This is a genomic window from Arthrobacter sp. P1_B11 (genome assembly GCF_056406715.1).
The window spans coordinates 14,833-27,324 of sequence record NZ_JBFTZQ010000042.1 but is presented as its reverse complement, the minus strand read 5'-3'; the positions used below and the strand labels follow the sequence as shown (position 1 = coordinate 27,324).

Annotated in this window: 9 protein-coding genes; 2 read left to right on the top strand and 7 right to left on the bottom strand. The window is 66.8% G+C overall.

Features of this window, described 5'->3' with window-relative positions:
• The 4 genes from exaC to AC1D14_RS21495 form a co-directional block, all read right to left on the bottom strand.
• Nucleotides 1-1,488: acetaldehyde dehydrogenase ExaC (gene exaC, locus AC1D14_RS21510; protein WP_476882434.1), on the bottom strand; the 1,488-nt coding region annotated here is incomplete at its 3' end.
• Between the two features lie 131 nt (nucleotides 1,489-1,619).
• A complete protein-coding gene (locus AC1D14_RS21505) occupies nucleotides 1,620-3,041 on the bottom strand; it encodes a helix-turn-helix domain-containing protein (RefSeq protein WP_230117460.1) in 1,422 nt (473 codons plus the stop codon).
• A gap of 156 nt (nucleotides 3,042-3,197) precedes the next feature.
• Nucleotides 3,198-4,631, bottom strand: a complete 1,434-nt coding sequence (locus tag AC1D14_RS21500; RefSeq protein WP_476969148.1) for an FAD-dependent oxidoreductase — start codon at nucleotides 4,629-4,631, stop codon at nucleotides 3,198-3,200.
• A gap of 125 nt (nucleotides 4,632-4,756) precedes the next feature.
• Nucleotides 4,757-5,755, bottom strand: coding sequence for a DNA topoisomerase IB (locus AC1D14_RS21495; protein WP_230117458.1), 999 nt, complete (start codon nucleotides 5,753-5,755; stop codon nucleotides 4,757-4,759).
• Nucleotides 5,756-5,950: 195 nt separating this feature from the next.
• On the opposite strand from AC1D14_RS21495, the gene rarD reads away from it, so the two are divergent.
• Nucleotides 5,951-6,937, top strand: coding sequence for an EamA family transporter RarD (rarD, locus tag AC1D14_RS21490; protein ID WP_476882440.1), 987 nt, complete (start codon nucleotides 5,951-5,953; stop codon nucleotides 6,935-6,937).
• Between the two features lie 68 nt (nucleotides 6,938-7,005).
• On the opposite strand, the gene AC1D14_RS21485 is transcribed toward rarD, so the two are convergent.
• The 3 genes from AC1D14_RS21485 to AC1D14_RS21475 all read right to left on the bottom strand — a co-directional run bounded on the left by AC1D14_RS21485 (nucleotide 7,006) and on the right by AC1D14_RS21475 (nucleotide 10,913).
• Entirely contained in the window at nucleotides 7,006-7,878 is an 873-nt protein-coding gene (locus AC1D14_RS21485) for a universal stress protein (protein WP_230117457.1), read from the bottom strand.
• 158 nt (nucleotides 7,879-8,036) lie between these two features.
• Nucleotides 8,037-9,410, bottom strand: coding sequence for a 4-aminobutyrate--2-oxoglutarate transaminase (gene gabT / locus AC1D14_RS21480; RefSeq protein ID WP_230117456.1), 1,374 nt, complete (start codon nucleotides 9,408-9,410; stop codon nucleotides 8,037-8,039).
• Between the two features lie 72 nt (nucleotides 9,411-9,482).
• Nucleotides 9,483-10,913 carry an aminobutyraldehyde dehydrogenase gene (locus tag AC1D14_RS21475; protein WP_230117455.1) on the bottom strand — a complete coding sequence of 477 codons (1,431 nt, stop codon included), beginning with the start codon at nucleotides 10,911-10,913 and terminating at the stop codon, nucleotides 9,483-9,485.
• Between the two features lie 142 nt (nucleotides 10,914-11,055).
• Here AC1D14_RS21475 and AC1D14_RS21470 point away from each other — a divergent pair, with 142 nt between their 5' ends.
• Nucleotides 11,056-12,492 carry a PucR family transcriptional regulator gene (locus AC1D14_RS21470; RefSeq protein WP_230117454.1) on the top strand — a complete coding sequence of 479 codons (1,437 nt, stop codon included), beginning with the start codon at nucleotides 11,056-11,058 and terminating at the stop codon, nucleotides 12,490-12,492.

The window sequence follows — 12,492 nt, the reverse complement described above, 5'->3', positions numbered from 1 at the left end:
CAGGAGGTTCTTGGTCTGCTGGTAGTGGTCCAGCATCATGGCGTGGTTTTCACGTCCGATGCCGGAGGACTTGTAGCCGCCGAACGCGGCGCCGGCCGGGTAGGCGTGGTAGTTGTTGACCCACACGCGGCCGGCCTGGATCTCGCGGCCGGCGCGGTAGGCGACGTTGCCGTTGCGGGACCAGACGCCGGCGCCGAGCCCGTAGAGGGTGTCGTTGGCGATGCCCATGGCGTCGTTGTAGTCGCTGAAACGCGTCACGGAAACGACGGGGCCGAAGATTTCCTCTTGGAAGATCCGCATCTTGTTGTGGCCTTCGAAGACGGTGGGCTGGACGTAGAAGCCGCCGGCCAGGTCACCGTCGAGCTGGGCGCGTGCGCCACCGGTGAGCACCTTGGCGCCCTCCTGCTTTCCGATGTCGATGTAGGAGAGGATCTTTTCCAGCTGGTCGTTGGAGGCCTGGGCGCCGACCTGGGTTTCGGTGTCCAGCGGGTTGCCCTGGATGATCTTCTCCACGCGGGCCACGGCGTCGGCCATGAACGAATCGTAAATATCCTCCTGGACGAGGGCACGGGACGGGCAGGTGCACACTTCACCCTGGTTGAAGGCGAAGAGCGTGAAGCCTTCCTGTGCCTTGTCGTAGAAGGCGTCGTTGGACTCGGCGACGTCGTTGAAGAAGATGTTGGGGCTCTTGCCGCCGAGTTCAAGCGTGACCGGGATCAGGTTCTGGCTGGCGTACTGGCTGATCAGACGGCCCGTGGTGGTCTCGCCGGTGAACGCGATCTTGCGGATCCGCGGGCTGGAGGCCAGCGGCTTGCCCGCCTCCACGCCGAATCCGTTGACCACGTTGAGCACGCCGGCCGGCAGGAGGTCGCCGATGAGTTCCATCAGGACCAGGATGGAGGACGGCGTCTGCTCGGCGGGCTTGAGCACCACGGCGTTGCCCGCTGCGAGGGCAGGCGCCAGCTTCCAGACGGCCATCAGGATGGGGAAGTTCCAGGGGATGATCTGGCCCACCACGCCAAGGGGCTCGTGGTAATGGTAGGCCGTGGTGTCCTCGTCGAGCTGGGACAGCCGGCCTTCCTGGGCCCGGACGGCGGAGGCGAAGTAGCGGAAGTGGTCGGCGGCGAGGGGAATATCCGCGTTCAGGGTTTCGCGGATGGGCTTGCCGTTGTCCCACGATTCGGCGACGGCCAGCATTTCGAGGTTCTCGTCGATCCGGTCGGCAATCTTGTTCAGGACCGCCGCGCGTTCGGCGACGGACGTCTTGCCCCACGACGGCGCGATCTTGTGTGCGGCGTCCAGTGCCAGTTCGATGTCCTCGGCGGTGCCGCGGGCAACTTCGCAGAATGCCTTACCGGTGACCGGGGTGATGTTATCGAAGTACTGGCCCTTGACCGGGGCAATCCACTCGCCGCCGATCCAGTTTTCGTAGCGGTCCTTGAAGGTGACCTTCGAACCTTCGGTACCGGGCTGTGCGTAAACGGTCATTGCTGGCTCCTTTGCTCTGCAACATGATGGCGACACGCAGGGTGATCGCCGTTGCACCCAGCCTAGGAGCGGGAAGGTTGCAGCAAGGTTGCAAGCGTGTGAGCCAGCTCACTGCACGGTCGCAACCATCGTCAGGCGCTGAGCTCGGTTTCCAGCCGTTCAAGATCGGCGACGACGGCGGCCCGCTTGGGTGAGCGCGGCGGCAGGAGCTTCAGGGCGGCAAGGCGGACGCCGACGTCGTCCCTCGCCTCCGGCAGTTCCGCATACCTGAGCAGCGATTCCGCGCTGCCGTCCGTCAGGACGGCCTCGCGCAGCAGCGAGGACACCCGGTCCCGCAGGTCCACGACGCCGGGGGCCTCGGACCGCGGGAGCACGGCGCCGCGGTAGATCTCGAGGGCGATGCGGTGGGCGCCGCGCTGCAGGCAGCTGAGTACCTGGCCGCTGTCCGGCACGAGGTCCATGGTCAGTTTGTAGGGACGCGACTCGGGAACCGCGGCGGGGTTGAGCTGCTGGAGGACCTTGCGGAGGCGCACCATCTCGGCGCGCAGGGTCATGGTGGAGTTGTCACCCGGATAGAGCAGGGTGCTGAGTTCCTCGGCGCTGAGGCCGTCCGGGTGCGTGCTGAGCAAGGCCAGGATTTCACTGTGCCGGGCGGACAAAGGAACGGTCCGGCCTTCTATGCTGAGCAGCGCCTGGTCGCGGCCGAGCAGCTGCAGGCTGTTGCGGTACAGGCTGCCTTCGGCTGTGGAACCGGACTTGGCTACGGAACCGCTGCTCCGCCGTCGTGCCGGCATCCGGGCCTGCGCCGCCGCCAGCTGGAGCCGTTCGACGCGCAGCTGTGCCTGGGCGGCGGCCACGGTGGCCTCCACCAGTGACAGGGTGTGCGGCGCCACCGCCGACTCCGTGCCGGTGATGTCCACGACGCCCAGCAAGGCGCCCGAATCAGGGTCCTGGAAAGGGACTGCCGTGCAGCTCCAGGGGTGCACGGAACGCTTGTAGTGCTCGGCGCCGGAGATCTGGAGGCCCCTGCCAAGCGCCAGCGCAGTTCCGGGCGCACTGGTTCCCACCGTGGCCTCGGACCAGTCAGCACCGGGGACGAACATCATGCCCTCCGCGCGGCGCTGCATCACCGGATCGCCTTCCACCCAGAGCAGCCGGCCCACTTCATCACCGACAGCGACCAGCAGGCCGCTGTCGTGGCTGGGCTGGATGAGGAGCTTCTGGATCACGGGCATGATGCTGGCGAGCGGGTGCTGGCGTCGATATTCCTCCAGCTCATCCCGGTCCATGGCCAGCGGCGCCTCCGGAACGTCAGGGTTGGCGTGCAGCTTGGCCGAGCGCTGCCATGATTCCCGGATCAGGCGGCGCAGGCCGGGAATCTCAGGGGCGTCAGGAAAGGCGTGGGCTTCCGGAATGCTGCCGGGGACATAGTCATGGCCGCCGAACCTGCCGGCCAGCTGGTCGTCCAGATACTCGTGGCCGGCCAGGGCGCGCCGCTGGAGCAGCGCCGCGGCGTCGCCTTCGGGTGCTGCCGGCTGGATCAGGTTCTTCATCGAACTCCCATGTGCCACACTCTCGGGCAGTGCCGCATTGAGGGCGCTGCCGACGGGCACGCCCCATCAAGGGGCGTCGCTCCGTCCGGCAAGTCTAGCTCTGTCGCCGTTCCACGGCCATGGGTGCCGGCACCTGCCACAGCAGAAGCGCGAGTGCTAGGCGCGGGAGATGCCGATCATTTCCTCGCGCGGCACTACCTTGATGCGTTCACGCACGACGCCGTCGGCCGCCGCGGATTCGGACCACGCCGCGCCGAGGGCTGCTTCGTGCGAGTTCAGCCTGTTCCAGCCTTCCCACGTGGTGTACTCGATGCCGCGCTCTTCCAGCAGGTCGATGATGGCCTGCGGGTCCGGGTTTTTCGCCGGCGGCAGGGTCAGCCGGTCCTCGAGGAGAAAGCCGATGGTCTCCAGGGCATCGCCCTTGGTGTGCCCGATGAGCCCGACCGGCCCGCGCTTGATCCAGCCGGTGGCGTAGATGCCCGGGACGGGGTTGCCGTCGGCGTCGAGGACGCGGCCGCCCTCGTTGGGGATGACACCGCGTTTGGCATCGTATTCCAGCTCGTCCAGCGGGGAGCCGTGGTAGCCGATGGCCCGGTAGACGGCCTGGACCGGGTAGTCGATGAACTCCCCTGTGCCCTTGACGTTTCCGGTGCCGTCCAGTTGCATGCGTTCAAACTTGATGCCGGCCACCTTGCCGGACCCGCCGTCGTCGTAAATCTCTACCGGGCTGTGCAGGAAGTGCAGGTGCAGGCGGCGGGAGGACGGCTGCTCGGCTTCGGCGTGCTCCTCCACCAGCCAGTTGGTCATGGTGTTCACCATGGTCTTGGTCTGGTTGTTGCTGCGGATCGCGTCGTCCGAGGCTTCGTCGAACTCAAAGTCCTCCGGGTACAGCACGATGTCCACGTCCCGGGCGTGGCTGAGCTCGCGCAGCTCCAGCGGCGTGAACTTGACCTGCGCCGGGCCGCGGCGGCCGAACACGTGCACGTCCGTGACGGGCGATTTCTTCAGACCCTCGTAGACGTTGTCGGGGATCTCCGTGACGAGCAGTTCGTCGGCGTGCTTAACCAGCATCCGCGCCACGTCCAGCGCCACGTTGCCGTTGCCGATCACGGCGATTTCCCTGGCATCGAGTGGCCAGTCGCGCGGGACGTCCGGGTGGCCGTCGTACCAGGACACGAAATCCGCGCCCCCGAAGGACCCTTCTAGCTCGACGCCGGGGATGTCCAGATCGGCGTCCCTGATGGCACCGGTGGAGAAGATCACGGCATCGTAGAAGGCCCGGAAATCGTGCAGGGTGAGGTCCCGGCCGTAGGTGACGTTGCCAAGGAATCGGATGTCGCCGCGGTCCAGCACTTTGTGCAGCGCGTTCACGATTCCCTTGATGCGCGGGTGGTCCGGGGCCACGCCGTAGCGGATCAGACCGTACGGCGCCGGGTAGGCCTCGAAAAGGTCGATGCTGACCTCGACGTCGCCGCCCTTCACCTCGTTGGACTTGGTGAGGATGTCCGCAGCGTAGACGCCGGCGGGTCCGGCGCCGACGATCGCGACGCGGAGCGGCCGTTGGGAGGCGGATTCAGCTGAGTTGGACACCGGGAGCCCTTCTGGAACGGAGACTGCGCCTGCTCATCCTGCGCACAGTTACCAATTCTAATTGTCCGTACGATCCTGAAGTGAAACCCGTGACGCGGCGCTTCGGCTCTCTGCGCGGGAGCACTTCAGCCGCTTTTCCGCAGCGCCACCACGTCGCCTTCGCGGTACAGCAGGGCCCGCAGCTCCGATTCCGCGGAGTCCAGCCGCTTGGGGTCGATCGTTTCCCCGGCGGCAAAGTGGTCCAGCAGCCGCGGGTCCACATAGCTTTTCCGGGCGATCGACGGCGTGTTCCCCAGCACCGCGGCTGCCTCCAGCATCGCTGTGCTGATGGCGCCCTTCCTGGCCGCGACCCGGTTCTGCGGGCCGCTTTGGGCCAGGCTGACGGCTGCCGCCACCGTGCCCCGCAGGGTCCGGAAGTCCTTCGCGGTGAAATCAGAGCCGGTACGTTCCTTGACGTAGCCGTTGATGTCGGCACTGGTCAGCGGACGCCAGGTCCGGCCGTCCTTATAGGCCAGCAGCCGGGCGTTGCCGCCGCGCCGTTTGAGGACCCGGGCCAAGGCGGCGAGGTCCTCGTCGACGATCTCGGATTCCCAGTTTTTGCCGCTCTTGGCGGGAAAGCTGAGCTGCAGGCGCCCTTTCCTGACCTGCACGTGGGCGCACAGCAGCGTGGCCAGGCCACGGCTGCCGTTTTCGTTCGTGTACCGCTCCGAGCCCACCCGCAGGGATCCGCTGTCAAGCATCCTGAAAGCGGCGGCCAGGACGCGTTGCCGGGTGACGCCGTCGCTCCTCAGGTCGATGGTGACGAGCCGGCGTGCGGTGGGCAGCGACTCCGCGAGCTGGAGCGCCCGGTCGAACTTCAGCCGGTCCTTCCGCTCGCGCCACTCGGGATGGTAGATGTACTGCCGGCGGCCCACGGCGTCCAGCCCTGTGGCCTGGATGTGGCCGTTCTCAAAGGGGGCAATCCACACGTCCGTCCAGGCCGGCGGAATGCCGATGCTTTCCAGCCGTTCCCGGAGCGGTCCCGGCGGCAGCGTTGACCCGTCGACGTCCCGGTAGCTGAACCCTGTGCCGGCCGGCACCCTGCGGTAGCCGCGGCCGGAGGCATTGCTGTGGCGCAGCCTCATCGGGCTGCAACCTGCCCATGCATCATGCTCATGATGGCAAGCCTACTGACTATTTGGCGTCAGCAGGCCAACACCGACCCGCCAGGACGGAATACCGGGCCGCCGGATGGTGTTACTGCTCTTGTGCCTACCCCCGACGGATCCGTCTCTTCCGCTGCTCCTGCTTCTGCCCTGCCCGGCGCGGCGCCCTCTGCGATGACCAGTCCCGGCCGCCAGCCCGGAAGCGGCAAGACGCCCGGCCTGAAGGCCGTGGACAAGGAGACGACGGCGGGCGTCCTGTTCGGCATCGGGGCCTACGGGCTGTGGGGGCTGCTCCCCCTGTATTTCTTCGTTCTGCATCCGGCCGGGGCCGTCGAAATCGTGGCCAACCGCGTGGTCTGGTCCCTGCTGTTCTGCGCCCTGCTGATCACCGTAACAAGGGCCTGGCGCGTTTTGGGCGCGGCGTTCCGGGACCGTTCCGTGCTGGGCACTCTCGCGATCGCCGCCGGGCTCATCGCAGTGAACTGGCTGACGTACACCTATGGCGTGACCACCGGGCAGGCCGTTGAAGCCTCGCTTGGCTACTTCATCAACCCGCTGGTGTCCGTCCTGCTCGGCGTGTTCGTCCTGAAGGAAACGCTCCGACCCCTGCAGTGGGCCGCCGTCGGAATCGGCTTCATTGCCGTGGGAGTGCTCACCGTTTCCTACGGCAAACTGCCGTGGATCGCGCTGACGCTGGCCATCAGTTTCGGGCTGTACGGATTCGTCAAGAAGCGGGTGGGGCCGCGCGTGGATGCCATCACGAGCCTGTCCATGGAGACGATCGTGCTCACTCCGCTGGCGGCCGCCACCATGATCTTCCTGGGTGTCAGCGGCGGCGCCTCGCTGGCGAGCAACGGCGCCGGGCATTTCTGGCTGCTCGCGGCGTCCGGCATCATCACTGCGGTGCCGCTGCTGTTCTTCGGCGCGTCCGCGCGCAGGCTGCCCATGACCACCATCGGGCTATTGCAGTACTTCGCCCCCGTACTGCAGTTCATCGTTGCGCTGGCCGTCTTCCGGGAGACGATGACCCTGGACCGGTGGATCGGCTTCGGCGTGGTGTGGCTGGCGCTGCTGCTGCTGACCGTGGACATGCTGGCGACCGCCCGTAAGAACTCGGTGGCGCGGAAGCTCTCCCTGCGGGAAGCGCGAACGAACACTTGAGCCGCTGTTTCTGCGCGCGAAGGCGGGGCGTTAAGTGTTCGTTCGCGCTTCACCAGCGCGGGCGGGTGTCAGACTTCGGGGACTGAGTCGACCCGCTCGTAGTCCCGCGGAACAACTACCATCGGCACGGGAAGTGCCCGCAGCACCTTGTAGGCCGTGCTGCCCATGAAAAGCCGGTTGCCCTGGGCCAGGCGCGAGGAACCGATGATGACAATTTCGCCGTCGTCCCACTCAAGGTCATCGATCGCCTCTTCGATGTTCCGGCCGTGCGCCACCTCCACCGTGACCCGGTGCCCGGCGGGGAGCCTGCGCGAGGCTTCGTCCAGGACCGTGTTCGCGTGCCGGTGAGCAGCGTTGACGTTCTCGCCCCCGTCGCCGTGCTCGTCCAGTTCCACGAGCGAGACGAGGCGCAGCGGGACGCCACGGCGATTGGCGGCACCGACGGCCGTAGCGATCGCAGCCTCCGCGCCTGGACGTTTGCCCACGGCAAGGGTCAGCCGGGTGATGGGGTCGGTACGGCGGTAGCCGCGGGGAGCCAGCGCTACCGGGACGGGCGAGGCGTGCAGCAGCGCATTGGCCATGCTGCCCACCGAGTAGCGCTTGAACAGGCCGTTGTTGGCCGCGCCCACCACTATCAGTCCGGCCTCCAGCTCCCCGGCCGCCTCAATAAGACCGGTCGCAAATGAGTCGGCTTCACGGACGTGGAACTTGGCGCTGACACCCTCGGGCACCAGCGCAAGACCTTCGCGTTCAGCCGTCAGCACGTCCTGCTCCGCCACGCTGATCCGGTTCCCTTGCGGGTTCAGCGCCACGTACGGTGTGCCCGTCTTCACAACATAGACAATGTCCAGGTGCGCGTCCTGTGCGCGTGCCAGGGATGAGGCCAGGGCGACGGCGTCCGCGCCGCGCTCGTTGGGTGTGTAGCCGACTACGTATCGCATGAAAACCCCTCTTTGGGTTCAGGGCAGACGACGGCGCCGCCCGGGTTCCCGGCGACGCTGCCTGGTCTGCGTTGCAGTGATAAGCATGACTCTACCCGCGGAAACGACGATGGGCCGGGCACCCGAGAGGGTGCCCGGCCCGTGGCCTGATCGAGTAACTACGCGTTGGCGCGGATGGCCGCAGCCAGCACCTCAAGGCCGTCCTTCAGCAGGTCGTCGCTGATGACCAGCGGCGGCAGCAGGCGGATGACGTTGCCGTAGGTGCCGCAGGTCAGGATGATCACGCCCTCCTTGAGGCAGGCGGCCGCCACGGCCTTGGTCAGCTCGGGGTTGGGTTCCTTGGAGCCGGCCTGCACCAGCTCGATGGCAAGCATGGCGCCGCGGCCGCGGATGTCACCGATCACGGAGCCGCCGGTACCGCCCGGAAGCTCAGCTGCCAGCTCACGCAGCCGGCCAAGGGCGAGTTCCTCGATGTGCTTGGCACGGCCGTTGAGGTTGTATTCCTCCATGGAGCCGATGGAGGCCAGCGCGGCGGCGCATGCCACCGGGTTGCCGCCGTAGGTGCCGCCCAGGCCGCCCGGGTGGACGGCGTCGAGCAGGTCGGCGCGGCCGGTGATCGCGGACAGCGGCATGCCGCCGGCGATTCCCTTGGCCATGGTGATGATGTCCGGAACGACGCCCTCGTGGTTGACGGCGAACCACTCGCCGGTGCGGCAGAATCCGGACTGGACCTCGTCCGCGATGAAGACGATGCCCTTTTCCTTGGCCCAGTCAGCCAGTGCCGGCAGGAAGCCGTCGGCCGGAACGATGAAGCCGCCCTCGCCCTGGATGGGTTCGATGATGATCGCGGCGACCTGCTCGCCGCCGATCTGCTTCTCGATCATGGTGATGGCGCGCTTGGCGGCCTCGGCACCGGTGATCTCCGGGTTTTCCTCGCGGAACGGGTAGCTCATGGGCATGCGGTAGACCTCGGGCGCGAACGGGCCGAAGTTGGTCTTGTACGGCATGGCCTTGGCGGTCAGCGCCATGGTCAGGTTGGTGCGGCCGTGGTAGGCGTGGTCAAAAGCGACGACGGCGTCACGGCCGGTGGCGAGGCGCGCCACCTTGACGGCGTTTTCCACAGCTTCGGCACCGGAGTTGAACAGCACGGTGCGCTTCTCGTGGTCGCCCGGCGTGAGGCGGTTCAGCTGCTCGGCGACGGCAACATAGCCTTCGTAGGGCGTGACCATGAAGCAGGTGTGGGTGAAGTGCTCCACAGCTTCCTTGACGGCGCCGACGACGGCGGGATCTGACGCGCCGACGCTGGTCACCGCGATGCCCGAGCCGAGGTCGATGAAGGAGTTGCCGTCGACGTCGTGGATGATGCCGCCGTCGGCGTCCGCGACATAAACGGGGACGCTCGAGGCGACGCCGGCAGCGACGACCGCCTTACGGCGTTCGGTCAGCGCGAGGGACTTGGGGCCCGGGAAGTCAGCCTGGATACGGCGCTTCTGCTCAAGGCGGTAGGTGATTTCGCTTGCGGTGGTAGTCATGGGGAGGCCTTTCGGTGCCAGGTGATCGAGCCTGTCGAGATCTTGGTTTCGACAAGCTCAACCAGCGAATTGTTAGGAGTCGAGTGCACTCATGACGTGCTTGATGCGCGTGTAGTCCTCGACGCCGTACATGGAGAGGTCCTTGCCGTAGCCGGACTGTTTGAACCCGCCGTGGGGCATTTCGGCGGTGAGCAGGATGTGGGTGTTGATCCAGACCGCACCGAAGTCCAGGTCGCGGCTGAGCCGCATGGCGGTGCCGTGGTCTGAGGTCCAGACGCTGGAGGCCAGGGCGTACTCGACGTCGTTGGCCAGCTCCACGGCCTCGGCCTCCGTGCTGAACTTCTGCACGGTGATGACGGGGCCGAAGGTTTCCTTCTGCACGATGTCATCGGTCTGTTTGGCGCCCGTGATGATGGTGGGCTCGAAGAAGAAGCCTTTGTCCCCGGCACGGTGTCCGCCGGTCTCAATCTGGCAGTTCTCCGGCAGCGACTCCACCACGGCGCTGACCGCGTTGAAGTGGTTGACGTTGTTCAGCGGGCCGAAGTAGTTGTCTTCGTCGTTCTGCGAACCGGTGTGCAGCGTCTTGGTATGTTCCACCATTGCCGCCACGACGTCGTCGTGCACCGAATCCTCGACCAGCACGCGTGTGATGGCGGTGCAGTCCTGGCCGGCGTTGAAGAAGGCGAACTCTGCGATGGCCGCCGCACTCTTCTTGATGTCGGCGTCTTTGAACACGATGGCCGGGGCCTTGCCGCCCAGCTCCAGGTGGGCCCGCTTGAGGCCCTTGGCGGCGCCGGAGGCAACGGCAATGCCGGCACGGACGGAGCCGGTGATGGATACCAGGCCCGGGACCTTGTGCTCCACCATCATGGCGCCGGTTTCCCCGGTGCCCAGGATGACGTTGAGGACGCCGGCCGGGAAGATGTCCTTGGCCAGCTTCGCCAGCACCAGCGTGGATTCGGGCGTGGTGTCGGAAGGCTTCAGGACCACCGTGTTGCCGGCGGCGAGCGCGGGGCCGATCTTCCAGATGGCCATCAGGAACGGGTAGTTCCAGGGCGCAACCTGGGCCACGACGCCGATGGGTTCGCGGCGCACGAAGGAGGTGTGGCCCTCGAAGTACTCGCCTGCCGACTTGCCTTCGAGAATGCGGGCGGCGCCGGCGAAGAAGCGCAGCTGGTCGGCGCCGGCGGCAACTTCCTCGGACGCGATCAGGGAGCGGACCTGCCCGGTGTTGCGGTGCTGGGCATCGACAAGTTCGTCGCTGTTGGCCTCGACGGCATCTGCGAGCTTGAGGAGCATGAGCTGGCGCTGTCCGGGTGTGGTGTGCTTCCAGGTCTTGAAGGCGTCCTTGGCGGCAGCCATGGCGGCGTCGACGTCCGCCGCGACGGAGATGGGCGACTTGGCCACCACGTCACCGGTCGCGGGATTCACGATGTCAAGCAGTCCGGTGCCGGCGGGCGTGACGAACTCGCCGTTGATGAAGTTCTGCAAGGTTTGAACCACGGTGTACAACCTCTTTCGTACTGAATGATGTGATGCAGCTGCTCCGAGCCTATGTCAGCGCGGCAAGCCGGGGAATAGCCACCTGCACACCCTCCGGCCGGGGTTTTAGTGCGATCGGCCAGCCTCCGGCTACGCTTGATGCATGGCAATCTCCCTCGCCGCGTTGCTGGCCGTGCAGTCCCTTGGGCTGAAGAAATCCGGCCTCGCCGAGACCACCTCCCACCAGGACATCCACTGGGTTGCCGTCACCGAGCAGGAGGATCCGCAGCGCTTCCTCAACGGCGGTGAGCTGGTGCTCACCACCGGCATGCGCCTGCGCAGCGCACCCGAGCAGCGACGCTTCGTCCGCCAGGTCCAGCGCGCCGGCGCGGTGGGGATCGGCTTCGGTGTGGGATTAACCCACGACGCCGTTCCGCCGGCTTTGGTCGCGGAAGCGAACCGATGGGGGCTTCCGGTAGTCGAAGTCCCCTATAAGACGCCCTTCATCGCCATCGGCAAGCTCGTGGCGGACGCGCAGTCGGCCGACCACTATTCCAAGCTGGAACGCCTGATTGCCGGTCACCAGATTCTGGCGCGGGCGCTGCTCACCGGCGGCGGGCTGGCCGAACTGCTGAGGCACCTGGGCGGCATGCTGCGCACGGAAATTGTCCTGACCCAGTTCACGGCCCAGCTGTACAACAGCGGCTCCGAGCCTCCGGTGGCGCACTCGTGGGCGTCCTATCCCATTCCCACCGGCCGACGTGACGCGTGCACGCTGTGGGTCAAGCAGCCGTTCGAGGACTCCGGCATCATCGGCTACGCGCAAAACCTCATCAGCGTGGAGCTGAACAACATGGTCAAGCAGCGCCAGGCCGAGCGGGCGCTCTGCGGGCAGGTGCTGGAGGACGTCATTCACGGAACCCTGGATCCCAGTGAAGCCACCCGCCGGCTGGCGGGGACGGGCATCAACAGCACCCGCAAGAACGTGGTGCTGCTGGCCGGATCCGAGGCGCACCACAAGCAGCTGGTTACTTCCTCGCTGCCGCGGACGCTCGAGAAGGCGGTGACCGCCGTCGTCGGAAAGGACCTGATCACCGTGGTGCCCGACGACGGCCGCGGCGCCACGGCCCTGGCCCGGAACCTCAGCGACCATCTAGCCGAGGCCGGCATCCACGCGACCATCGGCATCGGCGGTGCGTACACCAAGCCCAACGGCCTGCGCTGGAGCTACTTCGAGGCCCGGGACGCCGCCAGCCACGGGCTGCCAGTCAATGAACCGGAGCGGCTCAGCCTGACATCCCTGCTGCTGGCGAGCGAGGACGTGCCGCTCGCGGACATGGCCAATGAATCGCTGAACCCGCTCCGCACCTTCGACGCCGCCCACGGCGCCGAGCTGATGACCACGCTGGAGAGCTACCTGACCAACAACGGTTCGGTGGCCGCCGTCGCCGAAGCCCTCACGCTGCACCGGAACACGGTCCGTTACCGGCTCGCGCAGATCACCGAGCTCACCGGTTACGACCCCTCGGTCACCGCCGACCGCGTCCAGCTGTGGCTCTCCCTGGCGGTTTCGCGGCTGGGGTCGCGTCACTCCGGCTGA

Coding starts and splice junctions, on each gene's coding strand:
- AC1D14_RS21505 (WP_230117460.1), bottom strand. CDS start 3,041: ATGAAGAACCTGATCCAGCCGGCAGCACCCGAAGGCGACGCCGCGGCG.
- AC1D14_RS21495 (WP_230117458.1), bottom strand. CDS start 5,755: ATGAGGCTGCGCCACAGCAATGCCTCCGGCCGCGGCTACCGCAGGGTG.
- rarD (WP_476882440.1), top strand. CDS start 5,951: ATGACCAGTCCCGGCCGCCAGCCCGGAAGCGGCAAGACGCCCGGCCTG.
- AC1D14_RS21485 (WP_230117457.1), bottom strand. CDS start 7,878: ATGCGATACGTAGTCGGCTACACACCCAACGAGCGCGGCGCGGACGCC.
- gabT (WP_230117456.1), bottom strand. CDS start 9,410: ATGACTACCACCGCAAGCGAAATCACCTACCGCCTTGAGCAGAAGCGC.
- AC1D14_RS21470 (WP_230117454.1), top strand. CDS start 11,056: ATGGCAATCTCCCTCGCCGCGTTGCTGGCCGTGCAGTCCCTTGGGCTG.